The organism is Demequina sp. NBRC 110053 (assembly GCF_002090095.1).
Lineage (GTDB): Bacteria > Actinomycetota > Actinomycetes > Actinomycetales > Demequinaceae > Demequina.
The window spans coordinates 1266813-1282406 of record NZ_BBRJ01000002.1; the positions used below are offsets into that span (position 1 = coordinate 1266813).

General features: G+C 70.3%; 17 protein-coding genes and 1 tRNA gene. 7 read left to right on the forward strand and 11 right to left on the reverse strand.

Annotation, left to right across the window (positions count from 1 at the left end; all coding sequences use genetic code 11):
- Complete coding sequence (locus tag B7K22_RS06000) at positions 1 to 519, reverse strand: FHA domain-containing protein (RefSeq protein ID WP_084039053.1); 519 nt, start codon at positions 517 to 519, stop codon at positions 1 to 3.
- Between the two features lie 4 nt (positions 520 to 523).
- Positions 524 to 1231 (reverse strand): DUF3662 and FHA domain-containing protein, encoded by a 708-nt coding sequence (locus tag B7K22_RS06005; protein ID WP_084039054.1) that lies wholly within the window; start codon positions 1229 to 1231, stop codon positions 524 to 526.
- A 48-nt stretch (positions 1232 to 1279) separates the two neighbouring features.
- On the opposite strand from B7K22_RS06005, the gene B7K22_RS06010 reads away from it, so the two are divergent.
- A tRNA-Leu gene (locus B7K22_RS06010) sits at positions 1280 to 1362 on the forward strand.
- Between the two features lie 167 nt (positions 1363 to 1529).
- On the opposite strand, the gene B7K22_RS06015 is transcribed toward B7K22_RS06010, so the two are convergent.
- Together B7K22_RS06015 and B7K22_RS06020 are read right to left on the reverse strand one after the other, a co-directional pair.
- On the reverse strand, positions 1530 to 2063 hold the full coding sequence (locus B7K22_RS06015) for a type 1 glutamine amidotransferase domain-containing protein (RefSeq protein ID WP_084039055.1): 534 nt from the start codon (positions 2061 to 2063) through the stop codon (positions 1530 to 1532).
- A gap of 150 nt (positions 2064 to 2213) precedes the next feature.
- Complete coding sequence (locus B7K22_RS06020; RefSeq protein WP_144276262.1) at positions 2214 to 3281, reverse strand: LacI family DNA-binding transcriptional regulator; 1068 nt, start codon at positions 3279 to 3281, stop codon at positions 2214 to 2216.
- Positions 3282 to 3474: 193 nt separating this feature from the next.
- Between B7K22_RS06020 and B7K22_RS06025 the strand changes: the two genes are divergently transcribed.
- The 5 genes from B7K22_RS06025 to gtfA are packed head-to-tail and all read left to right on the forward strand — an operon-like array spanning position 3475 to position 9130.
- Positions 3475 to 4872 carry an ABC transporter substrate-binding protein gene (locus B7K22_RS06025; RefSeq protein ID WP_084039056.1) on the forward strand — a complete coding sequence of 466 codons (1398 nt, stop codon included), beginning with the start codon at positions 3475 to 3477 and terminating at the stop codon, positions 4870 to 4872.
- 7 nt (positions 4873 to 4879) lie between these two features.
- A complete protein-coding gene (locus B7K22_RS06030; protein ID WP_084039057.1) occupies positions 4880 to 5848 on the forward strand; it encodes a carbohydrate ABC transporter permease in 969 nt (322 codons plus the stop codon).
- Positions 5845 to 6669 carry a carbohydrate ABC transporter permease gene (locus B7K22_RS06035; RefSeq protein WP_084039058.1) on the forward strand — a complete coding sequence of 275 codons (825 nt, stop codon included), beginning with the start codon at positions 5845 to 5847 and terminating at the stop codon, positions 6667 to 6669. The genes B7K22_RS06030 and B7K22_RS06035 overlap by 4 nt, the downstream gene beginning before the upstream one ends.
- Positions 6670 to 6674: 5 nt before the next feature.
- On the forward strand, positions 6675 to 7625 hold the full coding sequence (locus B7K22_RS06040; RefSeq protein ID WP_234983332.1) for an alpha/beta hydrolase: 951 nt from the start codon (positions 6675 to 6677) through the stop codon (positions 7623 to 7625).
- Between the two features lie 17 nt (positions 7626 to 7642).
- On the forward strand, positions 7643 to 9130 hold the full coding sequence (gene gtfA, locus B7K22_RS06045; protein WP_084039060.1) for a sucrose phosphorylase: 1488 nt from the start codon (positions 7643 to 7645) through the stop codon (positions 9128 to 9130).
- A gap of 143 nt (positions 9131 to 9273) precedes the next feature.
- Here gtfA and B7K22_RS06050 read toward each other — a convergent pair whose 3' ends face one another.
- The 5 genes from B7K22_RS06050 to B7K22_RS06070 are packed head-to-tail and all read right to left on the reverse strand — an operon-like array spanning position 9274 to position 13073.
- Positions 9274 to 9510, reverse strand: coding sequence for a hypothetical protein (locus B7K22_RS06050; protein WP_084039061.1), 237 nt, complete (start codon positions 9508 to 9510; stop codon positions 9274 to 9276).
- 6 nt (positions 9511 to 9516) lie between these two features.
- Positions 9517 to 10866 carry an inorganic phosphate transporter gene (locus B7K22_RS06055; protein ID WP_084039062.1) on the reverse strand — a complete coding sequence of 450 codons (1350 nt, stop codon included), beginning with the start codon at positions 10864 to 10866 and terminating at the stop codon, positions 9517 to 9519.
- Between the two features lie 49 nt (positions 10867 to 10915).
- The gene (locus tag B7K22_RS06060) at positions 10916 to 11296 is read right to left on the reverse strand and encodes a YchJ family protein (protein WP_084039063.1); all 381 of its coding nucleotides are present in this window, start codon (positions 11294 to 11296) and stop codon (positions 10916 to 10918) included.
- A gap of 5 nt (positions 11297 to 11301) precedes the next feature.
- Positions 11302 to 12402: a low specificity L-threonine aldolase gene (locus B7K22_RS06065; RefSeq protein WP_084039830.1), complete on the reverse strand. Its 1101-nt coding sequence runs from the start codon at positions 12400 to 12402 to the stop codon at positions 11302 to 11304.
- Between the two features lie 20 nt (positions 12403 to 12422).
- Positions 12423 to 13073, reverse strand: a complete 651-nt coding sequence (locus tag B7K22_RS06070) for a hypothetical protein (RefSeq protein ID WP_084039064.1) — start codon at positions 13071 to 13073, stop codon at positions 12423 to 12425.
- Positions 13074 to 13213: 140 nt separating this feature from the next.
- On the opposite strand from B7K22_RS06070, the gene B7K22_RS06075 reads away from it, so the two are divergent.
- A complete protein-coding gene (locus B7K22_RS06075) occupies positions 13214 to 13609 on the forward strand; it encodes an RNA-binding S4 domain-containing protein (protein WP_084039065.1) in 396 nt (131 codons plus the stop codon).
- A gap of 138 nt (positions 13610 to 13747) precedes the next feature.
- Here B7K22_RS06075 and B7K22_RS06080 read toward each other — a convergent pair whose 3' ends face one another.
- The gene (locus tag B7K22_RS06080; protein WP_084039066.1) at positions 13748 to 14584 is read right to left on the reverse strand and encodes an ABC transporter ATP-binding protein; all 837 of its coding nucleotides are present in this window, start codon (positions 14582 to 14584) and stop codon (positions 13748 to 13750) included.
- The gene (locus B7K22_RS06085; RefSeq protein WP_084039067.1) at positions 14581 to 15588 is read right to left on the reverse strand and encodes an ABC transporter substrate-binding protein; all 1008 of its coding nucleotides are present in this window, start codon (positions 15586 to 15588) and stop codon (positions 14581 to 14583) included. The genes B7K22_RS06080 and B7K22_RS06085 overlap by 4 nt, the downstream gene beginning before the upstream one ends.
- Positions 15589 to 15594: the final 6 nt, after the last annotated feature.

Here is a 15594-nt window from a genome sequence, read left to right on the forward strand (position 1 = left end):
TCAGCCCCTCAGCTCGACGGTCGTGGCACCCAGGCGAAGCTTGTCGCCGCGCTTGAACGGCATGGGGTCGTCCACGCGTTGGTTGTCGAGGAACGTCCCGTTGGTGGAGCCCAGGTCCTCGACCATCCACCCGCCGTCCTCCGGGAAGATCCGGCAGTGCTTCGCGGAGCAGTAGTCGTCGTCGATGACGAGCGTGCACGTCGGGGAGCGGCCCACCAGGATGGGAGCGCTGCCGAGCGGGATGGTGGTGCCCTTGAGGCTGCCTGTCGTGACGGCGAGGTGGGCGGCCGTCTTGTCGCGCGTCGAGATGGATCCCGTGCGGATGCCCGTCGCCGACCGCGACGGTGAGGCGACCTTGTCGCCGCGCGCGTCCGAGCGCCGCGCCTCGCGCCCGCGGCCGCGCGTGGTGACCCGGGTGCCGTACAGGTCCGCGCGCAGTACCGCGATGGCCGCGAGCACGAGCGCCCACAGGAGTATCAGGAACCCGAACCGCAGCAGGGTGATCGAGATCTCACTCATGCGGTTACAGGTCCTCGTCCACCGGGAGGCCATCCCAGTACATGATCGTGGTGCGGCCCACCTGGACGGCGTTGCCGTCGACGAGCGTGACCTCGGTGACGCGCTGGCCCTCGACGAGGGTGCCGTTGGTGGAGCCCAGGTCGGTGAGGATGGTGCCCTGGTCGGTGGCCTCGAAGCGGCAGTGCTGGCGGGACACTCCCGTGTCGTCGACCACGATGTCCGCCTCCGAGCCGCGACCCACGACGGTCATCTGGCCCGTGAGGTAGTAGCGCTCGCCGTCGATGTCGAGCAGCGGGTAGCGGGAGTTGTGATCCTTGCTGGTGACGGGCGCGACGGGGCCGCGGGTGGAGCGGCTGCGGACCGCCAGGCGGCCGGTCGACAGCGACTCGTCCAGCTCGAACTCGACCTTGACGGCGCCTACGAACGAGTAGCGCTGGCGCTCTGCGTGGTCGCGCAGGGCATCCTCGAGCTCGTGGGCCAGCACGTCCGAGCCCCACTGCTCGATGCTGTCGTGGTCGGCGGGGCTGAGATACACGGAGTACTCGTTGGGCGCGACGGTGCGGCTGCGGTCCACCGCGGCGGCGCGCGCATCGCACTCGCGCCTGACCGCGCTCGCGATCTCGACCGGCTTGACGCCTGACTTGAAGGTCTTGGCGAACGCGCCTTGCATCACGTTCTCCACGCCCTTCTCGAACCGATCGAGGACTCCCATACGTGGAATCGTAACGGGCGCCGCTCCCGTGCTAAAGTTGCTCGGCGCGCGCGAGTGGCGGAACGGCAGACGCGCTGGCTTCAGGTGCCAGTGTCCGAAAGGGCGTGGGGGTTCAAATCCCCCCTCGCGCACGAGTGACGAAGGCCCCGCTCCGGATCTCCGGAGCGGGGCCTTTCGCGTGCCTCGGCTCTTACCTGCGGTCCGGCCGAATCCGGCCACAGTGGCCACTGAGCACCTGCTCGGGCGGTCCGCGGAGGGCCGACGCGCGAGCTGGGCGAGCCGCAGCGTCGCGAGCGGCCTAGCGCGCCGCCTCGACGACTGCGGGAACGAAGGCGTCGAGGTCGTCGGGGTTGCGGCTGCTGATCAGGGTGAATCCCTCCTCCTCGCAGCGCTTCAGCTCCTCGTCCACCCACGTGGCGCCTGCATTGCGCAGGTCCGTCGCGAGCGAGGGGTACGACGTCAGCGTCTTGCCGCCGGCAATGTCGGCCTCGGCGATCAGCCAGGGGCCGTGGCAGATGGCGGCGACGGTGCGCCCGGCCTTCGCGAACTGCTGAACCAGCGACACTGCCGACTTGTCGGTTCGAAGGTTGTCAGCGTTGATGGTGCCGCCAGGGATGACGAGCACGTCGTAGTCTCCGAGCTCCACGTCTGCGAGCAGCGCGTCGGGCTCGAAGGTCTCGCCTGGATCCTTGTCGCCCACCAGGGACTCGATGGGAGCGACCTCGACGGCCGCCAGGGTGACGGGCACTCCGGCCTCGCGCAGCCCCTCGAGCGGCTTCTTCAGCTCGTCCTGCTCGACGCCGTAGTTGGTGGTGATGATCAGTGCGCTCATGGTGCATCCTCCAGAGGGCCGATGCGGTGGCCGGCTCTCGGCCACGACTACCGTCAACGACGACTCCGGGTGCACGCATTCCGGCCGCCCTGCCGACATGCCGCCGTCCGCGACGCAGCCGCGCCAGCGGCGTCCGGCGGCTCCGCTGCGTCAGTCGCGGCCGGGACGCGCGCGGATCGAGTCGCGTTCGCGGAGCGGCATCGGAACGAGGTGCACGCCCGTCGGACCCGGCTCGTCCGGATGTGCGCGATCGTGCTCGATCGCGTCGACCAGGAGGTCCGCCGCCCTCTTGCCCATCACGCGGTGCGGCAGGGCGACGGTGGTGAGTCCAGGTCGCATCCACGCGGCGATCGAGGAGTCGTCGAAGGACACCACGGAGACGTCATCAGGGATGCTCAGCCCGCGGCTCTGGATCGCCTGGTAGACGCCCATCGCGAGGCGGTCGTTGAAGCAGACGATCGCCTCCGGGGTGCCGGAGGCGAGAATGGCGTCCGCGGCGCGAAAGCCCTCCGGCGGAAGCCACTGGTTGATGGCCCGACCCGAGGCAGGGGCCAGCCCATGCGCGCTCAGAACCTCGAGGATGCCCTGGAGTCGCAGGTGAGCCGCGGTGGAGATGGTGCGGACGTCGCGCAGGCCGGGGCCGGCGCCGATGAGGTGGATGTCCGTCAGTCCGGCGCTCACGAGGGCCGTCGCGGCATCCCGGCCCGCCTGCAGCTCGTCGGGCACCACCACGGGGATGCCTGGGTCGCCGTCGATCGAGATGTTGAGCAGGACCGCCGGTGTCGAGTCGAGTCCCGTCGGCAGCGAGCGGCCGTGGGTGAGCATCGAGGCGAGGATGATGCCGTCCACCTGGCGATCGACCATCGCATCGAGGAGCTGGCGCTCGAGCGTGACATTTCCCCCCGTCTCGCCGACGAACACCATGTATCCCCGATCGCGGGCGGCCTCGATGGCGCCCTTGATCATCTCGCCGGCGAGGCGAGATGAGGCGACGGAGTCCGACACGAAGGCGAGGGTGCTGGTGCTGCCCTTGCGCAAGCCGACCGACACGGCGTTCGGGCGATAGCCGAGCCGAGCGGCGGCGTCGCGGACGCGGGCCTGCGCCTTCTCGGAGATGCGCATGTCGGTCCCCCGGCCGGACAGCACGAGGGACGCCGTCGACACGGCGACCTCGGCCTCGGCGGCGACCTGCGCGAGCGTCACGCGCTTGCGCGCCATCCGGTCACCTCCTTGGGATTGCTGCTGGTTGAACGTGCCAAGGATGTCATGCGCCAACAATAACGATTTAGCCACCGCGGCCCGCCGTGAGTTGACATTGGCCCAGGGGATCCGTCAACCTAGCGCGTGCTAGTTCGTTTTAGCACCGTGACCCGCACCGTGCGGGCGGCACAACGAATGGAAGGGGACAACGATGTCTCAGACATCTGTCAACCACAGGGCGGCCGGGCGGCGCGTGGTGTCGTCCGTCGCACTCGGACTCGCCGGGGCGCTGGCTCTCGCCGCATGCTCTCCCCCGGGGGGCGAGGCCGAGCCCACCGCCGAGCCCGACGCGACGAGCACCGGCGGCGCGACCGCCGCTCCCGTCGGCGATGTCTCGTGCCCGGCCGAGGACACCACCATCAAGGCGTATGTCGAGACCGGATTCCCGATCTTCGCCGAGCTCGCGGCCGAGTTCGAGAACCAGTACCCGAACGTCACCTTCGACATCCGCGAGGACCAGTTCGCGGTCATCACCCAGAACGCCCCGCGCACGCTCGCCGACTCGGACACCGACATCATGCGCCTGCCGCAGATGTCCGATCTCGCGAGCCAGGGCCTGCTGCTCGACCTCGACGAGTACGCAGCCGCCTTTGGCTGGGACCAGTGGCCGTCGTCCCAGCTCGAGCAGCTGCGGGTCGACGTCGAGGGTCGCCGCGGTGACGGTCCCCTCTATGGCATGGGCCTCAACTTCTCCATGACCGGTGTGTTCTACAACAAGGCGCTCGCGGAGCAGATCGGCATGACGGAGCCGCCCGCCACGCTCGCCGAGTTCGACGAGTACCTGCAGGTCGCGAAGGACGCCGGGCTCACCCCGATCAACCAGTTCAACGGCGGCGCCACTGGCGGCCTCGCCTTCCCGCTGCAGGGCCTCATGGCGTCTTACGGTCCTCCCAGCGACATCAACTCCTGGATCTACCTCCAGGACGGCGCAACCATCGACACGGACACCAACCTGCAGGCGGCCGAGCACCTCGCCGGTTGGATCGACTCCGGCTACTTCGCCGAGGACATCAACTCGATCGACTACTCCCAGATGATGAGCCGCTTCATCGGCGGCGAGTCGGTGTTCATCTTCAACGGCGACTGGGAGTCCGGCAACCTCGACACCCAGATGCCGGGCGAGGTCGGTTTCTTCCTGATGCCCCCGCTCGAGGAGGGTGGCCAGCTGGGCGCCATGTCGGCCCCGCTGACCTACGGCATCTCCGCCAACGCCGGCAACCCTGACTGCGCCGCGTTCTTCCTGGACTGGGTCGCGACGGATGAGACCGCGCGCACCATCACGGTCGAGGTCGGTGGCTCGCACCCCATGGGCCCGGTCGACGCCTTCATGCCCGAGGTCGACCCGAGCTCGGTGACGGCGCAGACGCTCGCGGCTGGCGCGACGGTGGGCGAGAACAACGGCTCGATGGACTTCATCGCGAACGCCACGGGCGAGATCTACGCCAAGAGCTGGACGCCCAACCTGCAGAAGATGGTCGCGGGCGAGCAGACCGCGGCCGGGATGCTGGAGTCGGTCCAGGCCGACTACCTCGAGCAGATCGGCGGCTGACCCCACCATGGCAAGCACCTGGCGCACCTCCACCGGCACCACCGTGCCCGCCGAGGAGTCGTCAGGCGACATCCGCAGCAGGCGCCGCGCCGACAGGGCGCGGCGCCTGCGAGCGGGACTGCCCGGACTCGCGCTCGTGGCTCCGGCGCTGTTCTTCTACGCGGTGTTCGTCCTGCGCCCCCTCGCCGCGACCGTGCAGTACTCCTTCTACGAGTGGGACGGCATCGGCCCGTCGACCTGGGTGGGCGTGGACAACTACGTGCGGCTGTTCACGGATCCCGAGCTCATCGGGCCCATCGTGAACGCCTTCCAGCTGATCCTGTACTTCTCGATCATCCCGGTCATCTTCGGCGTGATCTCCGCGGCGATCATCCGCAAGTTCGGGTCCAGCAAGCTCGCGCTCGCATCGCGCACCGTGCTGTTCCTCCCGCAGGTCATCCCGCTGGTCGCGGCGGGCATCATGTGGACCTGGATCATGGCCACGAACGGCGTGCTCAACCAGGGGCTCGCGCTGGTGGGTCTCGACGGAGTCACCCGCGCGTGGCTCGGCGACTTCGACACGGCCCTTCCGGCCGTCGGCGTGATCGGCGCGTGGGTCAACGTGGGCCTGTGCATGCTGCTGATGCTCGCCGGCATGACCAAGATCGACCCGGCGCTGTACGAGGCGGCTCGCCTCGACGGCGCGGGCGCGATCCGGGAGTTCGTCTCCGTGACCCTGCCGGCGGTGCGTCAGGAGCTCGGCGTCGCGATCATCATCACGGTGATCAGCGCCCTGCGCAGCTTCGACATCATCTTCATCTCCACCCAGGGCGGGCCGGGCAACTCGACGCTCGTGCCGGGCCTGGAGATCTACTACCTCGCGTTCTTCTCGCGGGAGATCGGGCAGGCCTCCGCGCTCGCGGTCGCGCTGACGGCGCTCGTGCTCATCGTGGTGCTGCCCCTCAACCGCCTGACGCGGACGGAGAGCACCTCATGAGCCCTTCCAAGCGCGAGCTCCTGCTCGGCCGCGCGATCCTCATCTTCGTCATGCTCATCACGCTCGTGCCGTTCGTGACGCTGTTCGTGACAGCCCTGCACCCGCCGGGCACCTATCCGGACGGCATCTCGCTGCCGGAGGAGTACCACTGGGACAACTTCATCCTCGCCTTCGAGTCCGCGAACATGTCGACGATGCTCACCTCGAGCCTGCTGATCGAACTGGGCGTCGTGCCGATATCGCTGCTCGTCGCGACCCTCGCAGGCTTCGCTCTCGGACATCTCCAGGTGCCGTTCAGGCGCACCCTGTTCGTGGTGTTCATCCTCGGGCTCACCCTGCCCTTCGAGGGCATCATCGTGCCGCTGTACTACCAGATCCGCGACTACGGCTTCCTCAACACCCAATTGGCGATCATCCTCCCTCTCATCGGGCTGTTCATGCCCTTCGCGGTGATGTGGATGCGAGCGCACTTCGTCAACATGCCGCACGACCTCACCGAGGCGGCGAAGGTCGACGGCGCGAGCACCTGGCAGCTGTTCTGGCGCGTGCACGTCCCCCTGTCGCGGCCGGCGATCGCCTCCCTCGCGATCCTGCTGTTTTTGTGGACGTGGAACCAGTTCCTGCTCGCGATCGTGCTGGTGGACGATCCGACCAAGCGCACCATGGCCGGCGCGCTGGGCGCCTTCCAGGGCCAGTGGGGAACGGACATCCCGTTGCTATGCGCCGGCTCGCTGCTGATCCTCACTCCCGTCCTCGTCGTCTTCCTCGTGTTCCAACGCCAGTTCGTGGCCGCGCTGCTCCAGGGCGCGGTGAAGGGATGACCGACATGCCGACCCCGCCGCCGTTCGACGCTGAGATCGAGAGGGCGCTCGAGCGCCGCCGGGACATCGTCGTGACGTCCATGTCGAGGGAGGACATCCCTCGAGTGCGTGCGCTGGGGGGCGACGTCGCCTCGCTGGCTCCCACCACGCACTGGGGCTTCGACCGTGTCGACGTCGTCGCTCCCGGTGCCGACGGGCACCCCGACGTCCCGCTCGTCATCCTGGCGCCGCCCCACGGCCATGGCCCGGTCCCGGTGCTGGTGTTCCTGCACGGCGGGGGCCTCATCGCGGGCACCGCCGAGGCCGACCTGGACCTCATGGCGGAACTCGCGCACGAGGTGGGCTGCGCCGTCGCGTCGGTGGAGTACCGCCTGGCGCCGGAGCACCCGTACCCCGCTGCGCTCGAGGACGTCGTCACCGCCGTGGGCTGGCTGCGCGCGGGCCATGGCCCGGACCGGCTCGATCCCGAGCGCATGGTGCTCGTCGGCATCTCCGCTGGAGGCGGCCTGGCCGCATCGGCGGGCCTGGCCCTGCGCGACGCGGCCGCGCCCGCACCCGCCGGGCTCCTGCTCATGTGCCCGATGCTCGACCACCGCTCCGACTCGTGCTCGGCCCGCCAGATGGTCGGACTCGGATCATGGGACGCGACCGCCAACGCGACAGCGTGGGAGGCGTACCTGGCCGGAGCCGATCCGACCGCCCACGCATCGGCCGCCGTCGCCGAGGACCTCGGCGGCCTCCCTCCGGTGTTCATCGACGTCGGCTCCGCTGAGACGTTCCGCGACGAGTGCGTCGACTTCGCCTCACGCATCTGGGCCAGGGGCGGCGACGCCGAGCTGCACGTGTGGCCAGGCGGCGCGCACGCCTTCGACGTCCTCGCTCCGTGGGCTCGCATGTCGCGCGACGCGCGGCGACCGCGCGTCGCCTGGTTGCGACGACTCCTCGACCGATTGTGACCACCGCAAGGACCACCATGACGCCTTCCCCGACCCCCGGGCCGCAGCTCATCACCTACGTCGACCGACTCGCCGGCACTCTGACGGGGCTCGAGGCGCTCCTCTCGGGCCCGCTCGAGGGCGTCTTCGATGGCGTGCACCTCCTGCCGTACTTCACCCCCTTCGACGGCGCCGATGCGGGCTTCGACCCTGAGGACCACGCGGCGGTCGATCCGCGGCTGGGGACGTGGGAGGACGTGGCGCGGCTGTCACGGTCCCATGCCCTCATGAGCGACGTCATCGTCAACCACGTCTCGGCGGGCTCGGAGCGCTATCGCGACGTCCTGGAGCGCGGCGCCGCCTCGCCGTGGGCGCCCATGTTCCTCACCCTCGGCTCGGTGTTCCCCGACGGCGCGACCGAGGCGGATCTCGCGCGCGTGTACCGGCCGCGGCCCGGCCTGCCGTTCACGCCCATGGAGTGGGCCGGCGAGCGCCGCCTCGTGTGGACCACGTTCACGCCCGAGCAGGTGGACATCGACCTGCGCTCCGACGAGGCGTGGGAGTACCTCACCAGCGTCATCGACGCGCTGACGGGCGCCGGAGTGACGCTGCTGCGCCTCGATGCCGTGGGGTACACCGGCAAGGAGGCGGGGACGGACTGCTTCATGACGGATGCGGCGGCCCGCTACACCGATCGCGTCTCTGCCCTCGCCCACGACCGCGGCGCGAAGGTGCTGCTCGAGGTGCACGGTCACCACACTCAGCAGATCGCGATCGCGCGCACCGTCGACTTCGTCTACGACTTCGCGCTGCCACCTCTCGTACTCCACGCGCTCCACGCTCGCGACCTTGACCCCTTGGCGCAGTGGTTGCGGATCCGCCCCCGGAACTGCTTCACCGTCCTCGACACCCACGACGGGATCGGGATCGTCGACGTGGGCGAGTCCGACCTCGCGCCTGGAGAGCCTGGGCTGCTCGCGCCGGATCAGATCGATGCGCTGGTCGAGTCCATCCACGACGCTAGCGGCGGCACGAGCCGCATGGCGACGGGCGCTGCCGCCTCCAACCTCGACCTCTACCAGGTGAACTGCACGTTCTACGACGCGCTCGGGCGCGATGATGCAGGATACCTGCTGGCGCGGTTGATTCAGCTCATGATGCCGGGCGTCCCGCAGGTGTACTACGCGGGACTGCTCGCGGGCGTGAATGACATGGAGCTGCTCGCACGCTCCGGCGTGGGCCGGGACGTGAACCGGCACCACTACTCACCGGGCGAGATCGAGACCGCGCTCGCGTCGCGCCTGGTGAGGGCTCAGCTCACGGCGCTGCGGCTGCGGCGCACGCACCCCGCGTTCGAGGGGACGTTCTCCAGCGCGTTGGCGGCGTCGTCGGGAACCTTCTCGTGGGTCTCCGACGGTGCGGAGGTGAGGCTCGAGTTCGATGTCGCTTCAGGCGAGTTCACTCTCACCGCGACGGGAGACGGCGACGCCTCTCCGGTGCTGTCGCAGCTGGACCTCGCGGGCTGAGCTCCGCGCGCGAAATCCCGCCAACGGCTCACCTCATCGACCCACGCCCCTCGTGCGCGAGTTGGGCCCCATTCGCTCATCTCAGCGCGTAGGCGCACCAGTGGGGCCCAATTCGCGCATGAATGCGACAGGGGGAGGCGGGGCTAGTGGCCACCCGACGCGAGGAAGTAGATGGCTCCGGCGACGGCGGCGATCACCACTCCGAAGCACGCCCACGCGCCCACGAGGCGAGCGGTCGACACCTTGCCGGCCTCGTTGCGCGCTCCGGGCGCGGCGAGAATGCGCACTCCGAGGGCGAACAGCGCGGGCAGGCCCGCCCCCACGAGGATCCCGACGATGAGGACGTTGGCGAGAGCGCCCCACTCGATGTACTCGTTCATGAGTCCTTACCTCCCGGAGTCCTTGCGGGGCGCTCGCTGGCCCTCCGGCTCGAGCGGCTCGTGGAGGGAGCGCTCCGCCTCGAGCCGCGCCTGCTCCTCGAGCCTCGCCAGCTCGGCCGCCTCGCGCTTGGCCGCGCGACGCTTGGAGCGCTTGAGCTCTTTGCGCTTGACCTTCATCTTCTCGGGACGGTGCACCGACACGGACTCGGCGATGTAGGCCTCCTTGTCCTCCACCGGGTCCCACTCGTCGTTGACGTTCGCGTGGTTGACGGGCTTGCGCCGCGACGCCAGGTAGATGAGGCCCGACACGAGCACGAGCAGGCCGAACACCACGTACGAGCCGAGCGTGCCGCCCCCGAACGCGTCATCGATCCAGAACGCCACCGCTCCGACGAGCGCCGCCGACGGCACCGTGATGAGCCACGCCGCGAACATCCGGCCCGCGACGGACCAGCGCACCGAGGCGCCCTTCATGCCCACGCCGGAGCCCAGGATCGATCCCGTCGCGACGTGCGTGGTCGACAGCGAGTAGCCAAAGTGGCTCGACAGCAGGATGACCGCCGCCGAGGACGTCTCCGCGGCCATGCCCTGGCGGCTCGACAGCTCGACCAGGCCCTTGCCGAGCGTGCGGATCACGCGCCAGCCGCCCATGTACGTGCCGAGCGCCATCGCGAGCGCGCACGAGAAGATGACCCAGAACGGCACGCCCGAGTCGGCGGGCACCGCCCCCGCGGCGATGAGTGCGAGCAGGATGATGCCCATCGACTTCTGGGCGTCGTTGGTGCCGTGCGCGAGCGACACGAGCGACGCGGAGCCGATCTGGCCCCACCGGAACATCCGGTCGTTGTCCTTCTCGGGGACGTCCTTCGTGAAGCGCGTCACCAGCGCCGTGCCGATCGAGGCGACGATGATCGCGACGACGGGGGCGACGAGCGCGGGGATGAGCACCTTCGCCGTGAGGCCGGTCCACAGCACTCCCGACGTGCCGGCCGCGGCGAGCACCGCACCGACGACGCCGCCCACGAGCGCGTGCGACGAGCTGGAGGGGATGCCGAAGAGCCACGTGATGAGGTTCCAGGTGATGCCGCCGGCGAGACCGGCGAGCACGACCTCGAGGGTGACGATGTTCGCGTCGACGATGCCCGTGGCGATGGTCGCGGCCACGGTGAGCGACAGGAACGCGCCCACCATGTTGAGCACGGCCGAGAGGATCACGGCCTGCTTGGGCTTGAGAGCACGGGTCGCGATGGACGTGGCCATGGCGTTGCCGGTGTCGTGGAACCCGTTGGTGAAGTCGAAGGCGAGAGCCGTCGCGATGACGATGCCGAGGAGGACTGGTTCGGTCACGCCGACCATTGTGACGGAAAGTTGAACATCAGGTGACGGGACCTTCGCCCCGGCGCCGTCAGGACACCTCGCCGTCCACGTAGAGCCAGTTCCCCGCTTCCTTAAGGAACCGACTGGTCTCCCGCATCGATCCAGGTAAACCCGCATCGTCCCGCCACTGAGCGGTGAACGTGACCGTCGCGTGGTCGGGATCTCGCGGATCGACTGTGACGTCGCGCACGTCGAGCCCGATCCACGTGCGTCCGCCAAGGCCGAGCGCCGCCGGCCGAGTCGAGGGGTGCCAGGTGCGCAGCAGGTAGGGCTCGGCCTGTCGCACGTAGGCGGTGTAGCGGGACCGCATGAGGGCCGATGCGTCCGGCGCCTCCCGCTCACCCATCAGGTAGGGGCGGCAGCAGGCGCGGTAGGTCTCCTCCGACCCGCACGGGCACGCGAGCGCCATCAGCGCTACGGACCGTTGGTCACGTCGTGCACGCCCCCGATGCCACGGGCGAGCTCGCCGAGCCGCTCGACATCGCCCGGCTGGGTGTCCCACGAGCACATGAGCCGCACCTCGACGGTCTCGGGCGTCGAGCCCGGCATCCAGTCGTAGAAGCGGAACGTCTGGCGCAACTCGTCGGCCAAGGTGCGCGGCATCTCGACGAACACGGCATTGGCCTCGGTGGGCTGCGTGAACGCCACCGCGCCGGCGGCCGCCAAGGGCTCGAGCTCCGCGCGCAGCTCGGCCGCCATCGCGTTCGCGTGGCGCGCGTTGCGCAGCCACAGCGGATCGCCGGCATCGTCGACCGAGGTCAGCAGCGCGGCGAGCTGCGCGGAGGCGTACCGCATCTTCGACCCCAGCTGCATGGTCGCCTTGCGCAGGTGAGGGAGGTCCGCTGCCATCCGCTCCCGCAGGTCGGCGGCGAGCACCACCACGGCCTCGGCCCCCATGGCGCCGTTCTTGGTGCCGCCCAGCGACACCATGTCCGCTCCGCCGCACGCCTCCGCGAGCGACACTCCGAGCGCGGCGGCGGCATTGGCGATGCGCGCGCCGTCGAGGTGGACACGCATCCCGGCTTCGTGCGCGGCGTCGATGAGGGCGCGGAGCGAGTCGAGCGAGTAGACCGTCCCCAGCTCCGTGGACTGAGTCACCGACAGCACGAGCGGCTGCGCCCGGTGCTCGTCGCCCAGATCGCCCTGCCACCTGGACAGAGAGGCGGGCGTCACCCGGCCGTCCGGCGCGGCGACCGGGAGCACCTTGAGGCCGCCCACCCGCTCGGGCGCCCCGTTCTCATCCACGTTGATGTGGGCGTGCTCGGAGGCGACCACCCCGCCCCACCGGGGCGACAGCGCCATGAGCGACACCACGTTCGCTCCGGTGCCGTTGAAGACGGGGAAGGCCAGCGCATCGGCCCCGAATACGGAGGCGACCGCCTCGTCGAAGGCCGCGGTGACCGCATCGGCTCCGTACGCGGGCTCGTGCCCTCCGTTGGCCGCCGCGATCGCGGCGAGGACCTCGGGGTGGACCGAGGCGTAGTTGTCGGAGGCGAAGTGACGGGTCTGGCTCACCTCACGAGTCTGCCACGCTGTCACGCCGCGACCGCGCGCACCATCCTGTCCCCGTCGGGCGCGAACCCCACGCGGGCGAGGTAGTCGCGATCCGTGCGCGCGTGCGGCTGGACCTCGAGACGGTCGAAGCCCGCCTGCGACAGCTCATGCGACTCGCGGTAGACGAACTCGCCTGGTGTGAAGTCGCGGAAGCGCTCCTTGACCCAGTCGAGCTCGACCAGGCCCGTGCCGCCGCCCAGGTCGCGCACCGCCACGACGCCGACGGCTTCGTCGCCGCGGACCACCAGGAACGTGTGGCGCGTGCCGCCGGAGGCCGTGCCCGCATCGGCGTCGATGTCGAAGGCGGGCTCGTGCGCGGCGATGTCCTCCGAGTGCTCGGCGAGCACGTGGCGCAGGAACGCGTTGTCAGCGTCGACCGCGAGCACCTTGTAGATCGCGGCGTCGTGGGCCTCGTGATAGAGCCGCCACAGCCAGTAGATGTCGATCACCGTGATCGCGAGGTTCATGAACGCGAACGGCCACACGCCGATGATCGCGTTGTACACCGTCGCCGTCGCCGCGCCCGCGAGGTTCATCCACCGGAAGCGCAGCACTCGCGCCTGCATGAGCGACCACACGATCAGGATCGACCCGATCCACCCGATCGCCTCGAGCACCACCTGAGTCTCCATGCCTCTCAGGCTATGCCCGCACGCAGGGCCGATGCGCACGCGGGTTCGCGGACGCCGTCCCCTGGGCGGGGCAGGCACGCCGGGACGGGACGAGATCGAGTGGCGCTCACCGCCTCCGGTGAGCCTCGTAGGCTGACGGGGTGGAACGATCGAGCGCACGGGCGGACGTCTGGGTGTGGGCGGTGCGCCTGTCCAAGACGCGCTCGCAGGCGACGGCAGCGTGCAAGGCCGGGCACGTGCGGGTGAACGGCGACCGCGCGAAGCCGTCCACGCCAGTACGCGTGGGCGACCGCGTCGAGGTGACCCTCGTGCATCCCCACGGCCCGGCGCAGGTGCGCATCGCCGAGGTGCGCCAGCTGCTCGTCAAGCGCGTGGGCGCCGCGGTGGCCGCCGAGGCCTACATCGACCACTCGCCGCCGCCCCCGCCCCGCGAGGAGCGTCCGGCGGCGATCGGCGTGCGCGACCGGGGCGCCGGCCGGCCTACCAAGCGCGAGCGGCGGCAGCTGGACCGGCTGCGGGGCCGCGGCTCCCGCTGACTCCCGCCCTGCGCGCCAGCCCAGCTCGCGGATCGGCGCCTCCCAACGCGCCCTAGCAGGTCCTCAGTGCCCGGAAACGCTCAGTCTGAGCACTCAGGACCTGCCAGGGAGCGTGCGAGAGAGCCCGAGCGCTGAGCGTCAGCCGTCGAGGGCTGCCAGCAGGCGCTCGCGGTCGTAGCGGCCCGTGCCGGTGGCATGAGCCTCGTGGACGATGCGCCCTGGGCGCTCGGACATCACGACGATCCGGTCGGCGAGCGCGATGGCCTCGTCGACGTCGTGCGTCACCAGCACGACTGCCCGATCGCTGGATCCGGCGAGGTCCAGGGTCGCGAGCCACGCGTTCATCCGCCGGCGCGTCACTGGGTCGAGTGCCCCGAAGGGCTCATCGAGCAGCAGCACGGGACGCTCGGCGAGGCACGTGCGCAGCAGCGCGAGCCGTTGCCGCATGCCGCCGGACAGCTCGTGCGGCCACGCGTCCTCGAAGCCCGACAGCCCGAACTCCTCGAACAGCTCCCGCGCTCGCGGCAGCGCGCGCTCGCGGGGCACACCCGCCGCGATCGCGCCGACCATCGCATTCGACAGCGCCCGACGCCAAGGCAGCAGCCCGTCGCGCTGCGGCATCCATGCGGTGGCCCGATGACCGTCGCCGTCGCGCGGCACCACCCCGTCGCCGGTCACTTCGGCACGGGGATCGAGCAGCCCTCCGAGCGCGCGCAGCAGCGTCGACTTCCCGCAGCCCGACGGCCCCAGCACCGCGACGAACTCGCCCGGTGCGACGGCGACCGACAGGCTGTCGAGCACCTTGACCGAGCCGCTGCCGCGCCCCCGCGCTCCGGTGCCGGGGAACGCGACGCTCAGGTGCCGGGCCTCCAGCACCGGCCCGGCGTCGCCCGCGATCTCCACACCACCGCCACCGGCAGCCGATGCGCGGGAGCCAGCCCGCGCATCGGCCCTCCTCGTGGCGAAGCTCGTCATGACGACTCCGGCAGGAATTCGTTGGTCCACGCCTCGTCGACGCGCGGGTCGCCCTCGAGGATGGCCTCCTCCGCGAGCCACGTCGCGAACTCGTCCCACACAGCGGCGTCCTGCACGCCCCACGCCGCCGAGGACGCGGCGTACTCGACGGCGAGCCACTCGGCGCTCAGCCGCACGAGCTCCTCGTCGAGCTCGGGTGCCGCCGCCATCAGCGCGTCGGCCGCCGCGGAGGGATCCTCCATCGCCTCGCCGTAGCCCCGCGCGGTGGTCGACACGAACGCCTCGACCACCTCGGGGGTGTCCTCGATCGCGGTGGCCGAGGTCGCGAGCAGCGGCGTGTACCAGTCCGGGATGCACTCGAACCAGTCGCGGAACGCGAGGGTGTTCACGTCCAGCCCGTCCACGGAGCCCAACCGGATCGTGTCCCACGCGTCGAACACCCACGCGGTATCGAACTGGTCCTCCGTGAGGCCGATCCGGAAGTCGTCGCTCACCAGAGGCGTGTGCTCCACGAGCGCGGGGTCGCCGCCGTCGCACGCGACCAGCGCGGAGATGATCGCCGTCTCGAGCTGCGAGCCGTACGACCCGTAGCGCTTGCCCTCGAGGTCGCGCGGGCGCTCGATGCCGTCGGTCGCGAGCGACAGGAGCGAGGACGTGTTGTGCTCGATCACGGTCGCGACGGACACCAGGTCCGCCCCGGCGGCGCGGGCGGGCAGCAGGCCCTCCGCGACGGTGTAGGCGAAGTCGGCCTGTCCGGTGGCGACCAGCTGGGAGCCAGACGTCTCGCCCGGCTCGAGCACCGTCACGTCGAGGCCAGCCTCCTCGTACCAGCCGTTCTCAAGCGCGAGATACAGGCCGGAGTGGTTGGTGTTGGGCGTCCAGTCGAGCACGACCGTCACTGGCGTGAGCTCGGCGTCATCGGCGGCAGCGGTGTCGCTCGCGCAGCCGGCGAGCAGGGCCGTGGTGATGAGCGCCGATGCGCCGGCAAGGATGTGCGTGTCCATGGGTTC